At 42.9% G+C, this 21228-nt stretch carries 23 protein-coding genes and 2 pseudogenes; all 25 read right to left on the reverse strand.

Features of this window, described 5'->3' with window-relative positions; translation table 11 throughout:
• Positions 1-10: 10 nt before the first annotated feature.
• The 25 genes and pseudogenes from ACXAGL_RS18495 to ACXAGL_RS18615 all read right to left on the reverse strand — a co-directional run bounded on the left by ACXAGL_RS18495 (position 11) and on the right by ACXAGL_RS18615 (position 21185).
• The gene (locus tag ACXAGL_RS18495; RefSeq protein ID WP_474992065.1) at positions 11-1477 is read right to left on the reverse strand and encodes a spore germination protein; all 1467 of its coding nucleotides are present in this window, start codon (positions 1475-1477) and stop codon (positions 11-13) included.
• 23 nt (positions 1478-1500) lie between these two features.
• A complete protein-coding gene (gene spoVAE / locus ACXAGL_RS18500; RefSeq protein WP_027954476.1) occupies positions 1501-1851 on the reverse strand; it encodes a stage V sporulation protein AE in 351 nt (116 codons plus the stop codon).
• Complete coding sequence (gene spoVAD / locus ACXAGL_RS18505) at positions 1848-2864, reverse strand: stage V sporulation protein AD (protein WP_474992067.1); 1017 nt, start codon at positions 2862-2864, stop codon at positions 1848-1850. Before spoVAD ends, spoVAE begins: the two co-directional genes overlap by 4 nt.
• Before the next feature lie 12 nt (positions 2865-2876).
• A complete protein-coding gene (gene spoVAC, locus ACXAGL_RS18510; protein ID WP_474968737.1) occupies positions 2877-3335 on the reverse strand; it encodes a stage V sporulation protein AC in 459 nt (152 codons plus the stop codon).
• A 22-nt stretch (positions 3336-3357) separates the two neighbouring features.
• Positions 3358-3768, reverse strand: coding sequence for a stage V sporulation protein AB (locus ACXAGL_RS18515; protein WP_474992069.1), 411 nt, complete (start codon positions 3766-3768; stop codon positions 3358-3360).
• Positions 3755-4372, reverse strand: coding sequence for a stage V sporulation protein AA (locus tag ACXAGL_RS18520; RefSeq protein WP_474992071.1), 618 nt, complete (start codon positions 4370-4372; stop codon positions 3755-3757). Before ACXAGL_RS18520 ends, ACXAGL_RS18515 begins: the two co-directional genes overlap by 14 nt.
• A 126-nt stretch (positions 4373-4498) precedes the next feature.
• Positions 4499-5245 carry an RNA polymerase sporulation sigma factor SigF gene (gene sigF, locus ACXAGL_RS18525; RefSeq protein WP_474968739.1) on the reverse strand — a complete coding sequence of 249 codons (747 nt, stop codon included), beginning with the start codon at positions 5243-5245 and terminating at the stop codon, positions 4499-4501.
• A 10-nt stretch (positions 5246-5255) separates the two neighbouring features.
• Entirely contained in the window at positions 5256-5696 is a 441-nt protein-coding gene (spoIIAB, locus tag ACXAGL_RS18530; protein WP_474992073.1) for an anti-sigma F factor, read from the reverse strand.
• Positions 5681-6046, reverse strand: coding sequence for an anti-sigma F factor antagonist (gene spoIIAA / locus ACXAGL_RS18535; protein ID WP_474968741.1), 366 nt, complete (start codon positions 6044-6046; stop codon positions 5681-5683). The genes spoIIAB and spoIIAA overlap by 16 nt, the downstream gene beginning before the upstream one ends.
• Positions 6047-6138: 92 nt before the next feature.
• Entirely contained in the window at positions 6139-7311 is a 1173-nt protein-coding gene (locus ACXAGL_RS18540) for a D-alanyl-D-alanine carboxypeptidase family protein (RefSeq protein ID WP_474992074.1), read from the reverse strand.
• A gap of 137 nt (positions 7312-7448) precedes the next feature.
• Positions 7449-8495 (reverse strand): annotated as a pseudogene (locus tag ACXAGL_RS18545) (thymidine phosphorylase); the annotation flags it as partial.
• A 39-nt stretch (positions 8496-8534) separates the two neighbouring features.
• Complete coding sequence (locus ACXAGL_RS18550; protein ID WP_474992076.1) at positions 8535-10409, reverse strand: DUF3732 domain-containing protein; 1875 nt, start codon at positions 10407-10409, stop codon at positions 8535-8537.
• A complete protein-coding gene (locus ACXAGL_RS18555; protein WP_474992078.1) occupies positions 10406-10867 on the reverse strand; it encodes a three component ABC system middle component in 462 nt (153 codons plus the stop codon). Before ACXAGL_RS18555 ends, ACXAGL_RS18550 begins: the two co-directional genes overlap by 4 nt.
• The gene (locus ACXAGL_RS18560; protein ID WP_474992079.1) at positions 10864-12087 is read right to left on the reverse strand and encodes a hypothetical protein; all 1224 of its coding nucleotides are present in this window, start codon (positions 12085-12087) and stop codon (positions 10864-10866) included. The genes ACXAGL_RS18555 and ACXAGL_RS18560 overlap by 4 nt, the downstream gene beginning before the upstream one ends.
• 154 nt (positions 12088-12241) lie before the next feature.
• A complete protein-coding gene (locus ACXAGL_RS18565; protein WP_474992081.1) occupies positions 12242-13543 on the reverse strand; it encodes a pyrimidine-nucleoside phosphorylase in 1302 nt (433 codons plus the stop codon).
• 5 nt (positions 13544-13548) lie between these two features.
• Entirely contained in the window at positions 13549-13959 is a 411-nt protein-coding gene (locus ACXAGL_RS18570) for a hypothetical protein (protein ID WP_474992083.1), read from the reverse strand.
• A 422-nt stretch (positions 13960-14381) separates the two neighbouring features.
• A pseudogene (deoA, locus tag ACXAGL_RS18575) lies at positions 14382-14653 on the reverse strand (pyrimidine-nucleoside phosphorylase); the annotation flags it as partial.
• A gap of 81 nt (positions 14654-14734) precedes the next feature.
• Positions 14735-15556 carry a purine-nucleoside phosphorylase gene (locus ACXAGL_RS18580; RefSeq protein WP_474992085.1) on the reverse strand — a complete coding sequence of 274 codons (822 nt, stop codon included), beginning with the start codon at positions 15554-15556 and terminating at the stop codon, positions 14735-14737.
• 14 nt (positions 15557-15570) lie between these two features.
• On the reverse strand, positions 15571-16749 hold the full coding sequence (gene deoB / locus ACXAGL_RS18585; RefSeq protein ID WP_474968745.1) for a phosphopentomutase: 1179 nt from the start codon (positions 16747-16749) through the stop codon (positions 15571-15573).
• Positions 16750-16845: 96 nt separating this feature from the next.
• The gene (gene xerD / locus ACXAGL_RS18590) at positions 16846-17733 is read right to left on the reverse strand and encodes a site-specific tyrosine recombinase XerD (RefSeq protein ID WP_474968746.1); all 888 of its coding nucleotides are present in this window, start codon (positions 17731-17733) and stop codon (positions 16846-16848) included.
• A gap of 7 nt (positions 17734-17740) precedes the next feature.
• Complete coding sequence (locus ACXAGL_RS18595; protein ID WP_084163029.1) at positions 17741-17959, reverse strand: DUF4227 family protein; 219 nt, start codon at positions 17957-17959, stop codon at positions 17741-17743.
• Between the two features lie 220 nt (positions 17960-18179).
• Positions 18180-18656 (reverse strand): ferric iron uptake transcriptional regulator, encoded by a 477-nt coding sequence (gene fur, locus ACXAGL_RS18600; RefSeq protein ID WP_027954489.1) that lies wholly within the window; start codon positions 18654-18656, stop codon positions 18180-18182.
• Between the two features lie 117 nt (positions 18657-18773).
• Positions 18774-19412: a stage II sporulation protein M gene (gene spoIIM, locus ACXAGL_RS18605; protein WP_474968747.1), complete on the reverse strand. Its 639-nt coding sequence runs from the start codon at positions 19410-19412 to the stop codon at positions 18774-18776.
• A gap of 73 nt (positions 19413-19485) precedes the next feature.
• Entirely contained in the window at positions 19486-20646 is a 1161-nt protein-coding gene (locus ACXAGL_RS18610; RefSeq protein ID WP_474992087.1) for an endonuclease Q family protein, read from the reverse strand.
• Positions 20643-21185, reverse strand: a complete 543-nt coding sequence (locus tag ACXAGL_RS18615) for an NUDIX hydrolase (RefSeq protein WP_474992089.1) — start codon at positions 21183-21185, stop codon at positions 20643-20645. Before ACXAGL_RS18615 ends, ACXAGL_RS18610 begins: the two co-directional genes overlap by 4 nt.
• Between the last annotated feature and the right edge of the window lie 43 nt (positions 21186-21228).

Raw genomic sequence — 21228 nt, forward strand, 5'->3', positions numbered from 1 at the left:
GGCAATATGATTATTTCTGCCGCTGGTTATTTTGAGGGTGGACCACACTCGGCCGCACCTTGAGTGACGGCATACTGAGCCGCAGTATAATCTGCAGCGCTGCTTTGGCATTGAAAGGCAGGAAAGGCCAGAGATAAGGCGTGTTCAGCGATTTTGTATGAGCCAGTAGTAGAACGAAGCCAAGGAAACCGATCATTAAACCTTTGATACCAAAAGCGGCTACTAAAATGACAAACAGCACACGGGCCATCTTATTGGCCACGGACAATTCATAACTGGGAGTGGAATAGGACCCGATTGCGGCAACGGCTACATAGAGGATAACCTCCGGGACAAACATCCCCACGTCAATAGCAATCTGCCCGATCAGCACGGCCGCAATCAGACCCATAGCTGTCGATAACGGTGTCGGGGTATGAATGGCGGCAATCCTGAGCATTTCGAGACCAAGATCCGCAAGTAGAATTTGAATAATGATCGGTATGGCCGTCTCTTCATTCGGGCCGATAAAGGCCAGCGCCTGAGGGAGCAGATCCGGCTGCATTACGAAAAGCATCCAGAGCGGCAGTACAAATATGGATGAAAAGATTCCAAAAAAGCGCACCCAGCGGACAAATGTACCTACGGCCGGTGCCTGCCTGAATTCCTCCGCATGTTGAACATGATGGAAGTAGGTCGTCGGCGTAATAATCACACTCGGGGAGGTGTCCACCATAATGACGACGTGCCCTTCAAACAAGTGGGACGATGCCACATCCGGTCTCTCCGTATAGCGGACAAGCGGAAACGGGTTCCTCCCCTGCTTGACGAGGAATTCTTCAACCGTCTTATCTGCCATGGAAAGTCCATCGATATCGATGTTTTTAATTTCACTCTTAATCAAATCGACAAGCCCGGGATCTGCGACATCCTTGATATAAGAAATGCAGATATCGGTCTTTGACCTTTCTCCTACTTGGAGAATTTCATGACGAAGACGTTCATCACGAATTCTCCGCCTTGTTAAAGCAGTATTTTCAATAATATTCTCGGTAAATCCATCTCTGGAGCCGCGGATCACTTTTTCTGTATCCGGCTCTTCCGGTGTACGGCCCGGGTAGGTACGGACATCCACGATGAACGCTTCTGTCTCCCCTTCTACAAAAATGACGATCAGCCCGGATAACAACTGGGTAATGCACTGGTTCATATCTGAAGAGGATTCCACCTGCTGGTGTGGAATATCGTTCTTGATCCGCGAGCGGATGGAATCCTCTTTTTCCGAACCTTCATTCAATTCGAACAACTGTCTCATAATTTCTACTATGATGGGCGTTTCTACAAGACCTGTCACATAATACACATTGACTTCTGTTCCAAGAATATGAACGGTGCGGAATCCAAGATCAAAGGATTGTTCAACCCCTATCCTCTCGTTCATTGCTTTTCTATTCTGTTCCAGTTTCATAACGATGGGTGCTTCTTTTTGATCCTGCATTCCTTTCACTCCTTGAGGCATCATTATCCTTTCGGTTTAAAAAACACAGCAACGATAAAGCCAAACAAAATGGCAGAGGCAATTCCTGCAGACGTTAGTTCGAAAATGCCGACAGCTATTCCGATGAACCCATGCTTTTCCGACTGTTCCATCGCTCCGTGCAGAAGGGAATGTCCAAAGCTGGTAATCGGCACCGTAGCCCCCGCCCCTGCAAACTCAATGAGTTTATCATATATGTCGAAAGCATCGAGAACCGCCCCCGCCACAACAAAGGAGGACATCACGTGGGCAGGTGTCAGTTTGAATACATCAAGCAGGATCTGGCCGATGACACAGATTCCTCCCCCTACGATAAAAGCCCATAAAAAGGTCATGAGGCTCCCTCCCCACGCTTTAATACAACCGCATGCGCTATACCTGGAATCGATTCCTTCTGCTGAATCATCATCGGACTCATCAAAGCTCCGGTGGCTGCAACGAGCACCTTGTTATATTTTCCGTTTATCAAATCCTGTATCAGTTTTCCATACGTAACCACAGCGGAACAAGCACAGCCGCTCCCCCCGGCAAATACAGGCTGATCGCTGTGATAGACAAGCATGCCGCAGTCTTTATGGACTTCACTAAGGTCATACCCATCCTGCTTCATCATATCTCTGAAAATCGGCGAACCTACAGATGATAAATCCCCCGTAGCTATCACATCATAATCCGAAGGCATCCTCCCCATATCCTCCAGGTGGGTTTTAATCGTATCCCATGCCGCCGGAGCCATAGCGGATCCCATATCGAAAGGATCCTTGATGTTATAATCCACCACCCTTCCGATTGTTGCCGCTTCAACTTGAACAGGGGAAGGAGTCCTGGAAAGAAGAGCTGCACCGCTTCCGGTTACCGTATACGTCGCTGTTTTCGGCTTCTGTCCTCCATATTCCGTCGGGTAACGAAATTGGCGTTCGGCTGTACAATTATGGGAACTGACCGCTACTAAAGCCTGATCTGCAAACCCGCTGTCGACAAGAGCCGCGCCTGACGCCAGGGTCTCCATGCTTGTCGAGCAGGCACCGAACATGCCGAGAACGGGAATACCAAGCTGGCGGGCCACGTAATTTCCAGTCACGTTTTGATTGAGAAGATCACCCGCAAGGAACAAATCGATGGCGGACTGATCGACTCCTGCTTTTTGGAGACACGCGTATACCGCATCGAACATCAGCTTCCTTTCCGCCAGTTCCCAGTTGGATTCTCCACAATGGAGTTCCTCATGGATCACATCGTACGTCGACCCGAGAGGTCCTTCCCCTTCCATCGGTCCGACAGCTGTACCTGAAGCCTGTATATAAACTTGATTGGAAAATGTCCATGTGTGCTTTCCAGCTTTACCCATTCCTGTTTCCTCCTAGAATATAAGTGACCAAAGGTATCGGAAAATCCCTAAAACATAAGCAGCCACGACACCGAAGACAATGACCGAACCCGCAAGTTTAAACAGGTTGGTCGCCACCCCGAGAACAAGGCCTTCCGATTTATGTTCAAGGGCTGCACTCGTAATCGAGTTGGCGAAACCAGTCACCGGTACAGCCGATCCAGCCCCCGCAAACTGCCCCAGCTTGTCGTAAACACCAAAACCTGTCGCGAGCGCTGCTAAGAGAATAAGGGTGGCCACGGTAGGATTCATTGCATTTTCTTCATTATAGTCAAACCAATGTATATACATTTGTGATAACAATTCTCCAAACACACAGATGAGGCCGCCTACAATGAATGCTTTTATGCAGTTCATTACATAAGGCGGCTTCGGTTGATAGGATTTGACGGCATGTTCAAAATTCTGCTCATTCAAAGGCTGCTTATCCATACATATCCCTCCAATTTGCGGATTATCTGACAAAAATGATCCATTGAAACAGCGAACCTGCGATTTTCCCAAGCACCAGCGCCATTAATAACGTAAAAAGATAACCATCGACTCCTATCCTTTTAAAAAGCAGCGGAAAAACGTTCAACACTTCTGTGAGAGCCGCTGCAAGCATACCGATGAAGATCCCATGAAACAGCCCCCACACGCCGAGCCCCCACCATGTCATCTGAAGAGGAAAGCTGCCAAATGATAAATAAATCCCGAAAAACACACCGCTGATGACCGCCCATTCGTAATGCCTCAATTTTGATTCCGAATGGCTCAACTGCATGAGACGCGGTACAATACCGAGGACAGTCAGGAATGCTACAAATCCTGTGCCGACGGCAATCCCTGAAGCCAGTCCGATTAAGATTTCAACGATCCACATCCTTTTTTTCCACCTTATTTTCTTTAATGGCTACATAATGATCCAGATCCTCCTGGTAGTTAAAGATCTCCACTTCCATGGGACTCGGTTCTTCATTGAACCTTTTCTGGAACCAATGGTTAAAAAATAAGATCATACCGATTCCCAGTCCGATCGAATAAGGAATTTGTATCCATAATGGATATTCGGCTTCCCGTCCTGTCAGCATCAAGTGCAGCTTCTGCTGCACGGACTGCATGCTGACATCGAAATGGAAATTCATAATGGCCATGGCGGCTCCGATAAATAATAAGATCCAAATAGCACTGATCAACATGGGATTTGGTTCCTTCCCGTGTTTCTCTACATGCACGACGCAGCAGGATGGGCCGATCAATTGGACTTCTGTACCAGGCTGTTGATGAAGGATCTGCTCCACAATCATGAACGCATCAATGACGACAATGTTCTGGTCCTCGGGTGTCACGGCATGCAGAACGATTTCCTTCAAAGGGGCGATCTGCTGTTCAGCCCCTGTGATTCCAGCCGTATCCTTAAGACGAATTTCTGCCTGAGGATGAACGTAAATGGACTGCTTCAGACGAATATAGACAGGTGCTGCCATCTTTTCCGCCCCCTGTAATGGTTAGATACGTTTATTATGCGTGGTGCAGCGAAAATCATACGCCACCCTCTCCTCGCTGCAGCAGGTGTCCAATAAAAAAACTGCACCTTCAGCAGGCGCAGTCCTTTAACTCGTATCATTCATGGTAGCTTTCATATCCGCCAGAATCTTTTTCTCCAGCCGGGACACCTGGACCTGAGATATGCCAAGCCTCTCAGCAACTTCTGTTTGTGTTTGGTCTTTATAATACCTGAGATAAATGATGAGACGCTCCCGTTTATCCAGCCGGCTCATGACATCCTGCAGTGTAAGCTGATCAAACCAGCTGTCATCCTCCTCAGCGATTTGGTCGACAAGGGTAATGGGGTCTCCTTCATTTTCATAAACGGTTTCATAAATGGACTGAGGTGCCCGGCCGACATCCTCTGCCTGGACAATTTCCTCCTTGGACATACCGAGAGCTCCGGCCAGTTCATTGACGGTTGGCGACCGGCCATATTCCTTTAAAAGCTCTTCTTTTTTTGCCCGGACTTTATGATTCAGTTCCTTCAGGCTGCGGCTCACCTTGACACTGCCGTCATCCCTGATAAACCGTTGAATTTCACCAATAATCATGGGAACGGCGTACGTAGAAAAACGCACATCATAACTAAGATCAAATTTATCAATGGACTTTAAAAGACCGATGCAGCCGATTTGATAAAGATCATCCTGATCATACCCCCGGCGCAGATAACGCTGCACCACCGACCAAACAAGCCTGGTATTCTTTTCAACAAGAAAATCCCTGGCCTCTTGATCTCCTGCCTGACTTTTCTTAATCAATGCCTTTACATCTTTATCCGACAGACGTTCTTTAGTGGCATCTCCCATAGGCGCAGCCTCAATTACAGAGCGCACGGGTGGACGTCAGCTGCTTGGTCATACGGATGGTCGTCCCGACCCCGGGCTCAGATGTGATATCCACTTGATCCATAAAGTTCTCCATAATTGTAAATCCCATACCGGAACGCTCCCATTCCGGTTTGGAGGTATATAAGGGTTCCTTGGCAAGATCGATATTATCAATACCGCTCCCATGGTCCTTGATAATCAATTCAATTTCTTCTCCATCCATGGCACAGGTAAGAACAATTTTTTCGTCATTCTTTTCTTCATAGCCATGAATAATCGCATTGGTAACCGCTTCGGATACAACGGTTTTAATATCTGTCAGCTCCTCCATCGTCGGGTTGAGCTGACTGATGAAGGAAGCGACGGAAACCCTGGCCAGAGATTCATTGGCGCTGATACTTAGAAACTCAAGCGTCATTTCATTCCGCATGATGCCACCCCCAGACTTTCCAGTGCAGCGGCTTCATTATCCATCAGCTGTATTATTTTGAATAGACCGGACATATCAAACAAGCGTGTAACTTCAGGGGATACAGAACAAACGACCATGACATTCCCTTTAGCCTGTACTTCTTTATAACGACCAAGCATCACACCAAGGCCGGAACTGTCCATAAAGGATAGTTTTTCCAAATTGACGATCACATGTTCTACCGCTTCATTTTCCAGATGTTTCTGCCAGGCTTCCCTCAAGTATCCTGTTTCATGATGATCGAGCTCTCCATTTAAACGAACGATTAAAACATTTTCCCTGACAGCGAATTGACTTTGAAGACTCAAGTGAATTCCTCCTCTGACATTTAAGAGTCCCTAAGTCTTTTCGTCCTTTTCTGAGTCATTTCCTGCTCTGGTACAATACTAGTGGGAAAGTGCTAAAACCTCTGAAAGCTCGTCAAATTCCTCCAGGACCGTTCCCATAACTGGAAAAATCCTGCTTCTTCCACTGATTCTGAAGTTTCCAGACGTACTTTGGCGACTTCCTCACCACCATTTTTTACAACAACCCATCCCATGTGCGCCCCTTTTTCATAGGGAAGACTTCGACTGTCGTCTACCTTCAACTCTGTTTCATAATCTGTCTTTTTGTCATTTTTCTTCTTCAGAACAACAACATCTTTCTCCGGTTTCAACACCGCTTGACGAGGCTCTCCCCTTGTCAGGTTCAGCGTTGTCATCGCATCATCCTTGGAATAAAGCTTAACACCTTCAAACTGGGAAAACCCATAGTCCAGCAGACTCGAAACATCAGCATTGCGCTCTTTCGGGGTGGCCGCCCCCATAACGACTGCAATCATATGCATATCATTCCGCTGGGCGGATGCAGTCAGGCAGTATTTCGCTTCGGAGGTGTAGCCTGTTTTCAAACCATCCATTCCGGGATAGGTTTTGATGAGCTTGTTCGTATTCACCAGCCAAAATTCATTATCCTGTCCTTTACGCAGATAATCATCATAAATCTTTGTATAGGTGGTTACTTCATCGTGGAGAAGTAATTCACGGGCCATAACAGCCATATCACGGGCGGTACTCAGGTGGTTTTCAGCCGGTAGTCCCGTCGGATTTTCAAAATGGGTGTTTTTTAAACCGAGCGCCTCTGCTTTTTTGTTCATCATCGCTACAAATTCTTTTTCACTACCGGCAATTCGTTCAGCCATTGCTACGCTGGCATCATTACCGGAAGCTACGGCGATTCCTTTGAGAAGGTCTTCCACTGTCATCTCCTCCCCAGCTTCAAGGAAAATCTGCGACCCTCCCATGGATGCGGCATGTTCACTGACGCGGACCATTTCCTCCAGAGTGATTCCGCCCTTTTCCAGTTCCTCCATGATCAATAAAAGCGTCATGACCTTTGTCATGCTTGCTGGAGGCAGCTTCTTATCTGCATCCTTATCAAAAAGTGTCCGCCCGCTGTTTTTTTCCATCAGCACAGCCGATTTGGCTGAGTTCACAATATCCAATGACGCCTTTTCCTCCGCTGATATGCCCGCCGGAAGGACAGCGGCGGATAAACACATAGTCAGGATGACACCTATTAATTTTCTCATTCCCTAAACCTCCCATATAGCTGTAAGTGCCCCTAGCTTTCCCTTTCCATGATCTTCTATACAAACCTCTTTGCCGCATGTTTTTTATGATCATCCCCATAAAAAAAGACGGAGCCACTGGGACTCCGTCTTCCGGTTTATTTAATGATGTTGTGGATCAACGTAGGTTTTTCCACCTGTTCGTTCGAAATCGTATACGCCTGCTGGACCTTTTGGATCGAGTCTTCCGGCTGTTCATCATCACTTAGAAGAACGACGAGAGGTTCTCCCGCTTTTACCGAATCACCAATCTTTTTCTTCATCGTAATTCCGACGCCATGGTTGATTTCATCATCCTTTGTCGCACGACCTGCACCGAGGTACATAGCGGCAACACCAATGGATTCCGCGTCAATAGCTGAAACGAATCCATCTTTGTCGGCTTTTACTTCTACTTGATACTTCGCCTGCGGAAGTTTGGAGAGATCGTCGATCATGGATACATCTCCCCCTTGTGCTTCAATAAGGTTGCGCAGGGATAGAAATGCCTTGCCGTTTTCAATATTGGCTTCCAGCGCTTCATATGCATCCTCGTAACTAGGGAACTTATCAGCCAGTACAGCCATATGGGAAGCGATTTCCAAGGATAGTGTACGAAGGTCTTCCACAGGGCTTCCCTGTAGTATTTCCGCCGCTTCCTTAATCTCGTTCGCATTTCCAACTTCATAACCGAGCGGCTGGTTCATGTCACTGATCACTGCTACGGTTTTTCTTCCCAGGTTATTACCAATATTAACCATTTCACGCGCAAGAGCTTCGGAATCCTCCAGTGTCTTCATGAAGGCACCCGTTCCTGTTTTTACATCCAAAACGATGCTGTCTGCCCCGGATGCAATCTTCTTACTCATGATTGAACCGGCGATGAGAGGCAGGGAGTTGACTGTTCCAGTTACGTCCCTCAGTGCATAAAGCTTCTTATCAGCTGGTGCCAGATTGCCTGTCTGTCCTGCAACCGCGAGCTTGAATTTGTTGACATTCTCGATGAACTTCTCTTTGCTCATCTCAATTTCAAGGCCTTTGACAGATTCCAGCTTGTCCAGTGTCCCGCCTGTATGACCGAGGCCGCGCCCGGACATTTTCGCAACGGGAATACCAATGGATACAACAAGAGGCCCTACAATAAAGGTCACTTTGTCGCCTACACCTATATCCTAACTAAAAACAGTCATTGTGTTTATTTATACTTAATGCGACTTATTTACGTCTCTAATTAATTTATTTCCGCCTCTAAATTCCTCTACTAGATGAACATTTTCTAAGCCTTGGTCTTCCCAAATTTCCTTAGGTATATGTTCTACAATAATCATTTGGAATTTATCCCCTCTTGCTTTCACTTTTTTCATAAAGAAGTTTAATACATCGAATGCGATTGATATTTTTTGTTTATCTGTTCCTTGTAAAGGTTCATTTAATTCTGGCTTGCTGTCATAGTAGGGTCTACTAGGTTGATCAAAGAACAAGAATTGTGGAACAAAGGGTGATTTTTTTAGTAATAACAAGTCATGAATCCCTAAGAAAAGTGCTATGTGAAGAAATAAATCATTAGAGCTACTTCCTACTGTATTAATAATATTTGTAGTGTTAGGTTCTCTTAATTTTAACGCTTTTCTTTTATAGTCGAATACAGCTTTATACCCTGAATAGTTATCTAAAGCTAACTTACTTCTGTCAAGATATTCTTGAATCAATTCTTGTAGTAAAGAAAGAATTGTCTGCTTAACTTCATCTCTTGAGTTAATTTGGAGGTTTAATAATTTGAGTTCTTCTTCTATATCATCCATCTTACCATCGTAATCATCAACTAACTCAGGAGTATCATACAATGACAATTTAGTTTTTATTTCACCCAACACCATATACCTGTTAACGTAATCATCATGCTGTTCAGTTCTCTCGTTATTAAACATATCAATTTGAGTTTGGATTTTTTCCAATTCTTCTCTATACTCTTTAATCTTATTATCAGTTTGTATAGTTATTGGAGACTTCTCCTTAATCATAATTTTTATATCCTTTAATTGTCGCTCTAATTGGTTTATGAAATCTTCAGAGTTGCTATTTTGAATTAATTCAGTTTCGTTATTCTTAATGTATTCAATAGGTAGAAGACTTTCGTAATTCTTGTTTAGAATTGACTTATATTCTTTATACTCACTAATGAACTTATTCAAGCTTCTAATCTTCCGCTTAAAGAGCCCTTGTTTGTATAATAAAGACTCTAATTCAGTATTGTCATTAGTCATCTTATCGTTTAATTTCGATCTATCATCTACAATTTCTCTTAACTTATCTAGGGCTTCATTATAATCAACTATATTCTCATCAATTAGAGTATGTTTTTTTGCTTTTCTAATTAACTCTGATAGTTCTTGATAAAACACTTCTTGTTGCTTTTCGAAAGCAACTTTTTTTCTTTCTAGTTTGGTTAATTCTTTATGTAATTCGTTAACTTTTTCCCTAATTAAAGTTCCTTCAATAGTATCAATTGTTAAAGCCAAATCAAAAATTCTTTCTAATGCTTCGGAGTACTTAGTATTACTTTGTTTATCAAAAAAAACATTGTCATCAATAATTACATTTTGGGTCTGTGTATTAAACAGCAGAAAGTACCTAAAAGAAACCTTGCTACCCTTTCTAATAGCCTTACCTCCGTAAGGTACTCTAACATCGTTATTTATAGAAAATTCAGTCTCTAAAATTCTCCTTATATTTTGCTCTTTAATATTATCAATTGGGACTTCTGGAATCTTTCCTTCCCCTGAAAAATAATATACTGAGGCAGGCTTTTGTTCTGCTAGGAAAGAATTTCTTGCAATAGTGTAAATTTGATTGTTGAGCTTTACTCTAATACCATACCAAATAACATTTTCGCCAATTGTCTTTTCAGGAATGTTAATTTTGTCTGAATTTAACAAACAATAATCTATTATTGACCAAATAGCTGTTTTGCCCGTCCCACTCTCTCCAGTAATTACATTAATTTTATCTTCTTCGAATTTAAGCTTTCTAAGAGTACCATTTTCACACCACAATAAAATATTTAATATAGAAAAATTCATAGTTCCACCCTTAATTGAAGATATAGAAATTCTGTTTCGGCTTCTAAGACATTTCTTACATTCATTGCTGATTTAACTACATTATTACCTCTTTTTCCAAGTTTAGCTTCCTCAAAATTAATTTCTTTTTGGAGGGTTATAACACCGTTATTTATTACCAATACACCCATATCTTCTAATAGAAATAGAGAGTTAAGTCCAATAGGCAATAAACTCTTATATCTCTTATTGAAATTGGCTAATAAATGGTACTTATCAGCAATTAGTTGCTCTAAACTCTTTAAGTTGACATTCTTTAATTTTAAGTAATTCATTGTTGGTTCATGCAACACTAGCGGGAGTATTAACATTGACTTGGATATTGTAATACTTTTCATATGTTGTAAAACTGAACATATGGCAACCATACCTATAGCTTCGTTATTTATTGTATAAACATTGTTGTCGCTCTTCATCATCCGTATTTATCCTTCCAGTCATAGATCCAACCTATCATCCCACTATTTGATAAGTAATAAAATTGACCATTACTTAATTGAATATCTAGTTTTGTCCCATCAAGTTCCAAGTCTATTCCCCTTACTTCATCAAGACAGTTCAAGGCTGCATCTATCTTTTGTTCTTCCGATAAGTTACCAGGAGACCTTTTTAACAACCTTGTAATTTCCCTATGGTTCCTCTTATGAGAGTTAGACCAGTGTGTGTAACTATTATCAATAAAGTCTTTTTTATCTATCTCCGTTAACTCTCCTTCAGCAATCCAATTTTCCATATTATTTGTAAGCTTTAACATGTGAGTGTTGTATTCAGCCATTTGAGTAAAGTCATCCTCCTCAACATCCTCAATATCTATTAATTGTTTGATAAAAGGTAATTGAGTTAAATCTTCTACACTTTCAATAGATGTATCTACATATCTTTTAGGTAATATTCTCCTCCGACTATCCTCGAAACATTTATTTAACCTTGTAAATGCATCATCATAGCTTACTATTATCTTCTGAAACTTTTTTACTTGATCATACTTCCAAATCCTTGTATTGCCTTCAATACAATAAAGAACCTGCTCAATTCTTTCTTCAGAAATAAAATTATTTTTTATTTCATCCTTAATCAATTGAATAATGTCCTCAATAGAATATTCAAAGTTTATGTTGAAAAAAAATAAGGATAGCACATTTTCTTCTTCCTTTAAGATATTCCTGATATATCCTTTAATGTCGCTGTTTTTTGTTTTTCCCATTAATTCTTCTATATAAATATAGAGTTCCTCAAAAGTGATTTTCTTATTTTGATATTTTTTAAGCTTAGATAAAAATTCATTTCTATTACTTTCATTTTTATTTGTAGCTAAAATGAATTTTGTATTTTCAGTAAACCTTTGCGCATTATCTTTCTCTTCAATCTGACTTATCCAATTACTCAAAGTCTTCCATAAATCCCCATCTAACTCTGTCAGATTTGCAATAGTTCCATCTTTATTTTCTTTGAGAGTATGTTTTACTTGAATTAAATCAAGACCCTCTTTACTTTCAATGTGGACATCGTCTCTTACCTCGTATCCTAAACTTTCTCCTTCTCTAAGTTTCAATAATTGGTAAATAAAATAATAATGTTGATACTCAAAACCTAGAGAAGTTTTATCAGCTGAGGTGCTTTCTTCGAAATTTTTTGCCATACAACATCATTCCTTACCAATATTTTCTTACATCAATGATACTATTAGAGGTAATATTCATCAATAACTATAGTTTAAAGAAGTTCTAGAGAAATCAACTCCAAAAATTCTTGAAATAAAAAAATCAAGCCAAGGAATGGCTTGATTTTTACTCTTACTTAATGACTTTGTGAATTAAAGTTAGTTCTTTAGGCTGTGAGTCGCTTATTTCGTACGCGCTTAATACTTTATCCACCGAATCAGTTGGGTGCTCATCATCAGCATTAAGTACAACTAATACTTCCCCTTCTGAAACTTCATCGCCAATTTTCTTTTTCAACGAGATTCCTACTCCGTGATTGATTTGGTCATCTTTTGTTGCTCTACCTGCTCCTAGGTACATAGCCGCCACACCGATCGACTCTGCATCAATTGCTGAAACATACCCACTCTTAGTTGCTTTTACTTCAACCTGATATTTAGCGGATGGTAGCTTGCTCAAGTCATCAATCATCTCTACGTTTCCACCTTGAGCTTCAATGAATTTGCGGAATGCTTTAAATGCTTTACCATTCTCGATGTTCTCTTCTAACTTGGCATATGCTTCTTCATAGGAATCAAACACTTCAGCAAGTACCGTCATATGTGAAGCAAGTTCGAGTGAAAGTCTTCTCAAATCATCTACACGTTTACCTTGTAGAACCTCAACCGCTTCTTTAATTTCATTGGCGTTTCCAACTTCATAACCTAGAGGTTGGTTCATATCACTTATTACAGCTACAGTATTTCTTCCCAAATTATTGCCGATGTTAACCATCTCACGAGCAAGCGCTTCAGAATCTTCAAGCGTCTTCATAAATGCTCCTGAACCTGTTTTTACGTCGAGTACAATACTATCCGCTCCAGAAGCAAGTTTTTTACTCATAATGGAACCAGCAATTAGAGGAATTGAATCAACGGTAGCGGTTACATCTCTAAGTGCATAAAGCTTCTTGTCGGCAGGGGCAAGGTTTCCTGTTTGTCCTGCTACAGCAAGTTTATTTTTATTTACATTTTCAATAAACTGCTCTTTAGTAATTTCTACGTTAAAACCACTGAGTGATTCCAACTTATCTAAAGTACCGCCAGTATGACCAAGACCTCTTCCGCTCATTTTTGCTACTGGAACCCCTACAGAAGCTACAATCGGTCCAGTTAAGAAGCTAATCTTATCTCCAACTCCGCCAGTTGAGTGTTTATCTACTTTATGACCTTGGATGGAGGATAAATCAATCGTCTCCCCAGAATCAACCATTGCTTGTGTTAAAGTAGCTGTTTCTTTGTCATTCATACCTTGAAAGTAAACTGCCATCATTAATGCTGAAGCTTGATAATCAGGTATGCTTCCTTCTGTGTATCCTTCAACGAAGAACTTAATTTCCTCTTCAGTTAGTTCTTCACCATTTCTTTTCTTCTGTATCACATCAACCATTCTCATAATAATCACCTCTCCAATAATTTTGGTTTAAGACCGCTATTAAGCAGACTGAAAAAGTTGTTGACACTCATGTTTAAACGGAGCATTGCTATAACACCTTCTATAGGATAATTAAGAGCATCAAAAACTCGAAGCATGTATTTCTTTCTAGGAATACAATTACCATTTAGATATCTCCTACAGGTATGTTTTGTAATACCTGTAACTTTACTCAAGTTTGAAGCAGTGGGTTCAAGCCCCATCGATACAAGGTTTACAGTTATACATTCAGGGAAAGCTTTTTTCACTTTCTGATGAAATTCTTCAATCCAATGCTGGTAATCATACGTCTCGCTCTTGGACAATGAAGGCATGCTCAATTTGAATCTATATCTTGGTTCTGGTTTAACTCTTAAGTAATCATTGATATCGAACATAAATTATACTCCATATACTTATTTCACACATTTATTGAATTGGGTTTAAAATTCTTCGACCACCTATTAGTTTGTACTAGGATGTCATTAAAGACACGAGTGTTGACGAAGGAAAAACCTAAATAATCAATAAAATCCTCAATGGTCTTCCCAAATGAGGCTACCAATTTTTCAATTGTGGCAGGATTCGGTAAACATTGTCTGTGATTTAAATAAGACCTACAACTGTAATAACTCATACCAGCATGTTTATGTAGGCGATAAGGGGTGAGCTTATTGCCTATTAGTAAAGGGTTAGATACTTGGATGAGAAAAGATTTGAAATGAGAACGAGTTTTATTGTAAATGTGATTTTGCCATTCAAAGTAATTGAGCTTCAATCCCTTTGAAAGGTTGAGATGGAATTTTATTGTCTTTGTCGGTGTAGCATCACCGACACCGCCTGTCGAGTGCTTATCCACTTTCTTCCCATCAATTTCCGAAAGGTCGATCGTTTCACCAGAGTCGACCATCGCTTTCGTCAACGTTGCCGTTTCCTCCTGTGTCATCCCCTGGAAATAGATGGCCATCGTAAGGGCGGACGCCTGGTAATCAGGAATGTCTCCTTTTGTATACCCTTCCACAAAAAACTGTATTTCTTCTTTGGTGAGTTCCCCCCGTCACGTTTTTTAACAATTACATCATACATTCTCATGTCCTATCACCCTTTGCTTTTACTAAGAATTTCAGGCGGTGACTGAAGAGCCACCACCTTAGCTGCTTCATTTCAAACACGTCAAACAGAAAGTGTACGGAGCAGTTCCTTAACAAACCCGAGAAAATCTTCACGAACCTGTGCTGTTGTTTCAATCACTTCATCATGGGTGAGCGGCTGGTCAAGAATACCAGCAGCCATATTGGAGATACAGGAAATACCAAGAACTTTCATCCCTGCGTGGTTGGCCACCATGACCTCAGGTACCGTGGACATACCTACAGCGTCTCCACCAAGCGTACGGAGCATGCGGATCTCCGCTCCCGTTTCATAGGCAGGACCCGTGTTGCCCACATACACACCTTTTTGGATGCCAAGGTTTAACTTCTCCGCCGCCTTTTCTGCATGAACAACCAATTCACGGTCATAAGCTTCAGACATGTCCGGGAAACGGGCTCCCAGTTCATCATCATTTGGTCCGATCAACGGGCTGTCCCCCATGTTATTGATATGATCGGTAATCACCATCAAGTTCCCAGGCTCAAAGGAAGTATTGATGCCGCCGGCAGCGTTTGTGACAAATAGAGTGTCAACCCCGAGCTCTTTCATCACGCGTACCGGGAAGGTAACCTGCTTCATCGTATAGCCTTCGTAATAGTGGAAGCGGCCCTGCATAGCAATGACGTGCTGTCCTTCAAGCTCTCCGATGACGAGCTGCCCTTTATGACCCGAAACCGTTGATTCCGGAAAATGAGGAATTTCAGAATAAGGGATGGCTGTAGGGTTTTGGATTTCTTCCGCTAAAACCCCCAGGCCGGAACCTAAAATCAAGCCTACCCCCGGCTGTCCGGTGAGCTGCTGTTTAATAAATTGAGATGCTTCTTTTACTTGCGTTTGATTCATGATCATACCCCTCCCTATTGGATATCCTTTAAGAAACTCTGCCCATGCTCAGGCATTTGAATGTCAAAGTTATCGGAAATGGTGGCCCCGATATCTGCGAACGTCCGGCGCTGCTCCAGTTCTTTCCCTACATCAATTCCTTTATGGTAAACGACAAGGGGAACAAGTTCACGCGTGTGATCTGTACCATGGTGGACCGGGTCATTGCCGTGATCAGCCGTAATGATTAACAAATCATCGTCTTCCATCTTTTCCAATACTTCGGGAAGGCGCTCATCATAAGCTTCCAAAGCTTCCCCATATCCTTGAGGATCACGGCGGTGGCCGTACTTGGCATCAAAATCAACCAGGTTCAAAAAGCTCATGCCACGGAAGTCTTTATCCATGGATTTCACTAACTGGTCCATTCCGTCCATATTGTCCTTCGTTCGAACCGCTTCTGTCACACCTTCTCCATCATAGATGTCGGAAATTTTACCAAGAGCTACAACATCAAGACCTGCATCTGCCATTTCGTTCATGACTGTGCGACCAAATGGTTTCAAAGCATAATCATGACGGTTGGATGTACGTTCAAATGCGCCGGGCTCGCCAACAAACGGCCGGGCAATGACGCGGCCGACCATATATTTCTCATCCTTGGTAATCTCCCTGCAGAATTCACAGATCTCAAACAGTTCTTCGGGTGGAACGACATCTTCATGGGCAGCAATCTGAAGAACAGAATCAGCCGAAGTATAAATAATTAAATCGCCGGTTTCCATATGGTGTCCGCCAAGCTCTTTAATGATTTCTGTTCCTGAGGCCGGCTTATTTCCTACGATGCCTCTACCTGTCTTTGCCTTGATTTGATCCAGCAGTTCGTCAGGAAAACCATCGGGGAAGGTGCGGAACGGCTGGTCGATGTAAAGCCCCATAATCTCCCAGTGACCGGTCATCGTATCCTTCCCATTGGAAGCCTCCACCATAGTCGTATAATGCGCCTTAGGTGCAGAAGCTTGTTCAATTCCCTGAATCCTTCTGATGTTGCTCAATCCAAGCTCTCCCATATGCGGCATATTCAAGCCGTTCATGTGGGCGGCGATATGTCCGAGTGTATCTGCTCCTTGATCACCAAACTTTCCTGCATCCGGGGCTTCCCCGATCCCTACGGAGTCCATCACAACCAAAAATACGCGTTTAAATGAATTCATCAACGATCCCTCCTGTTTTTTAATTTCCCAAATTCGTCTGAAACTACCCTTTTTCCATAGATGTAGGATGTCAGACATCTGTAAAGCAAAAAAAGTTTACGCTCGCGGATGATACGAGCGGTAAACATCTTTCAACCTTGTTTTTGAGACGTGTGTGTAAATCTGTGTCGTGGAAATATCTGCATGTCCCAGCATTTCCTGTACTGCTCTTAAATCCGCTCCGTTCTCAAGCAGATGAGTGGCAAACGAATGGCGGAGCGTATGTGGAGTCAGTTCTTTCTCCACCCCCATCTCTCGAGCAACCGCTTTCAGAATCTTCCAAAATCCTTGCCTGGACAGCTTATTCCCATGATGATTCACAAATAATTCTTCCGTGTTTTTCTGTTTGACCAGCGCACCACGGCCTGTATCCAAATAATTTTCCACGGCTTCTTTCGCCATATCCCCTAGAGGAATGATCCGTTCTTTGGATCCTTTGCCAAGGCAGCGGACAAATCCCATCGTCAAATGGAGATCACTGACCTTCAGAGACACCAGTTCCGTTACACGGAGCCCTGTGGCATAAAGCATTTCAAACATGGCTTTATTCCTTGAGGAAAGAGGATCCCTGGCATGGATGTTCAAGAGTTTATCCACGTCATCCGAAGAAAGAACTTTAGGAAGCCGGCGTTCCTTTTTCGGTGTTTCTATATGTAGGCTCGGGTCATGCTCTGTCTTTTTCTCCCTGATCAAAAACTGATGAAAAAGACGGATGGAAGACAGAAAACGTGCCGTCGTAGCCGGAGATCTCCCTTGATCATTCAAGTGGTGGAGGTATTTCATAATATGGGCCCTCGTCACCACATCCCACGATTTAATCTGTTCTTTTTCCTGCATAAACGCCGTGTACTGCGTAAGATCCCTTTTATAGGATTGTATTGTGTTGGGTGAAAGTCCGCGCTCCACCGTTAAATAGTGATAAAAATCTTCAAGAGCATACTGCATCTTCCACCTACTCTCCTAATCGAAAAAATATCGATAGACGATCGGCCCAATCAGAATCTTGAGAACTGGACACCTTTACGGCTGATCCCCCTGGAGGATCATATCGATGCTGCCTTTCGTATTCTCCATGAACCATTCTCAATGCCATGTAAAAGACGAACGTGCAGACAGTAAAAACTAAGAGGACTTTGACTAAATCTCTTAAACTATGCCGAAGCCGGCCCACTCCATCACCCCCACCGCTGTCCTTTATTCAAGGATATGCCGGAAACAGCTCAAAATATACGCAGCGGAGGTGAAAGCATCCGTATCTAGAACACAAGTCCATCTAGCATTAACGTACACGATTTTTCTTCATTTGTAAATAAAAACGAGCAGATGCTTAACATCTGCCCGGTCCCTCTATAAAAAAAGCCACTATGATTCTGCATAGCGGCCTCCGGCGTTCATTTTTTATTTTCTTCCGCAGATGAAGCAGCGACCGCCTGCTTTTGACAGACCCGGCAGATGCCGTGAAAGGTCAAACGGTGATCCTTCACTTCAAACCCCCACTGACTTTCAACTATTTTTTCAACATCAAGTAGAAGGTCTTCCTCGATTTCCTCCACGGATCCACATTCGATGCAGACGAGATGGTGGTGGAAATGTTCGGCCCCTTCTTTTCTAAGATCATAACGGGAAACGCCGTCTCCAAAATTGATTTTGTCGACAACTTTCAATTCTGATAAAAGTTCAAGTGTACGATATACGGTAGCAAGACCAATTTCAGGTGCTTTCTCTTTTACGAGGAGGTAAACATCTTCCGCACTTAAATGATCTTCTTCGTTTTCCAGTAAAACCCGTACAGTTGCTTCCCGCTGTGGTGTAAGCTTATAACTTTGGGAATGCAGCTGCTTCTTTATCTTTTCTATACGATGTTCCATATCGTTCGTCCCTCCCTCGTCTTACCATTCTCATTATAATCAGAGACAGAACGAGTGTCAAATTATAATCATTTTAATCTGTTAATGATAATCGTTATTATCTGGCGGCGGATTTATTCATTCGTAAAGCCACTTTAAAACCAGTTCCAAAATAGAATTTGAAATAAAAACCTCAATCACGGAAGATACCATCAGCACAGCCATCAATGCGCCGAACAATCCACTGTACCGGACGAACCCCTTCATAAGAGGCTGGTGCACCCTTCTTATAAAAAGCTGCTTACAGAGGGTAAGTGAGAATATCAAGGCAAGAGAGCCGGCGATCAGGTAAACGGGAATGATAATCAAATTCTGGGGTGCTATGGAAACGGTGGAAATCAGCAGACCGTACCATCCCATCTGGTTGACAAGAAAGCCGACGGAAAAGCCGAGCACCAGTCCTTTAATGAATAGCAGCACAGTAATGACAGGCATACCGATGACGGAAATGCCCAGCAGAAACAACAGCAGCATATACTTTACATGGTAAAGCACACTGTCCTTCCATAAAACAGCTTTTCCCGTTCCAGGAGACGAAGCCTGCTGCTCAAAAAACTGCTTCAAATAGAAAAAGAGATCTTGTTTTTGTACAAAGTTCATACTGTTTACGATGACAGCCCCGAAAATGATTCCCATAAGAAACAACACAAAAATGAATACGAAAATATTCATATGCGACTGTACATCATTTTTAACCATCCGCATGCCCTGGTGCATTATCCCTCATCCTTTCTCCTACCTGGTCTATGACCAATCTATGAGAAAAAATGAAAAAGTAGACCTGAAAAAGCTAGCGGATCCTCCCGTACTTCCCTCCCCCGCCTTTGGAGATAGAAAGCCGCCCCTGCCTCATATCGATCATTTTTTCAATGGTCGGTTCGGGCAGGATACCGGCCAGGTCCTGTTCGGCTGTGTGATGAATGATATTCATCTCATTTTGAAACGCTTCTATCAGCTTTTGATAGGTTTTCGGGCCGATTCCTGGAAGGGTATGGAGAGGCACCTGTGGAATATATGGCGGCCTTTCCCGCTCCTGACGCTTGTCTGACAACTCACGGATTCGATCGGACACCCCTTTGATCCATTTTCCTTTCCCGCAGGAAGGACAGCGTCTTTCCTGATTGTCAGACTGTTGCTGCAGACAGGCGGCACATACCGTCTGAAAGTATTTGCCCATTCTCGGATTCATACCATAGTTGACCTTCACTTTCCTTCCTCTAAGATTGTGCAGAGCCAGACGCAGCTCTTCAAATGAAGGGGTTTCCATCTGAATGGTTTGGTATTCCCTGGCCATGTTGGCCGTAGAATGGGCGTCTGAATTGGTTACATACGTATAAGGCTGAAGTTCAAAGATATGCGAAGCCATCTCCGTATCCGCACTCAACCCAAGTTCAACAGCATCAATGGCGGTACTGTCCAATACTTCTATTAATGACGTCCGCACTCCCCTGCCATAAAGGCTTTTGAAAGGGGTGAAAATATGGGCCGGGATAAAGAGTCCTCCGTGCTCCCTGACATACGACTGGAGCTCCCGGGCTGTACCATAGAAACGCTGGGAGCTCAGGGAGATGTTTTTCATTTTGTTGGAAAGCCAGCTTGAAAAACGAACCATATCCCTCAAATACGGAAAATAACAGAGCAGATGCACAGGACCTGAACAGGAAGCATCATATACTTCAATCTCTGCTCCAAGAATCAAAACCGTATGCTTGTATTGAATACCGCCATCCTGAAGCTCCTTTGCCTGACCGTTCGTTATATGGGATTGAATTTCATCCTGGACAGCAGGAGACTGGGTATCAATAACCCCTACCACATCCAGTCCTTTGGAATGGGAAGCTTCTTCAACCACGTTCGTAAGGGTCAGCTTCTTGGATCCGGTAATTTTCACAGGACCACCGTTCCAGTCGCGCCCGATATGGATATGTAAATCTGCGAAGTAATCCTTCATTTCTGCTTCAACTGCAGATATAGGAGGGCGTAGGCTGTTTTCGCATCATGAATTCGCTGGTCTTTCTCCAGCTGGACCGCTTCGTCCAGAGTCAGTTCCATCACTTCTACAAATTCGTCTTCATCCCCGTCCGGCTGGATATCCATCGGCTTGATATGATCTGTGAAATAAACATAGACGAGCTCATCTGCAAAACCCGGGGATGTGTAGAAAGATGTGACCAGTTCCAAATCTTCGGTTGTATAACCGGTTTCCTCCTCAAGCTCTCTCATGGCGCATGCTTTCGGTTCCTCTCCCGATTCCAGCTTGCCCGCAGGAATTTCAACGATGCTTTTCTCCATCGCTTTTCGATACTGTTCCACAAGGACGAGTTTCCCTTCCTGGGTCGTCGCGATAACCGCCACCGCTCCCGGATGTCTGATGAGCTCCCGTTTAGATGTATGCCCATCGGGTAAAGTAACACTGTCTACGTCAAGCTGGACAATTTTACCTGTATATATGGTTTCGGTCTGGTAGGTTTTCTCTTCAAATTTTTTCATCGATTTCATCCTCTCTGATTATCTACCGCCATTCTATCACAGG

Source organism: Halobacillus sp. ABA4_118, from assembly GCF_056160205.1.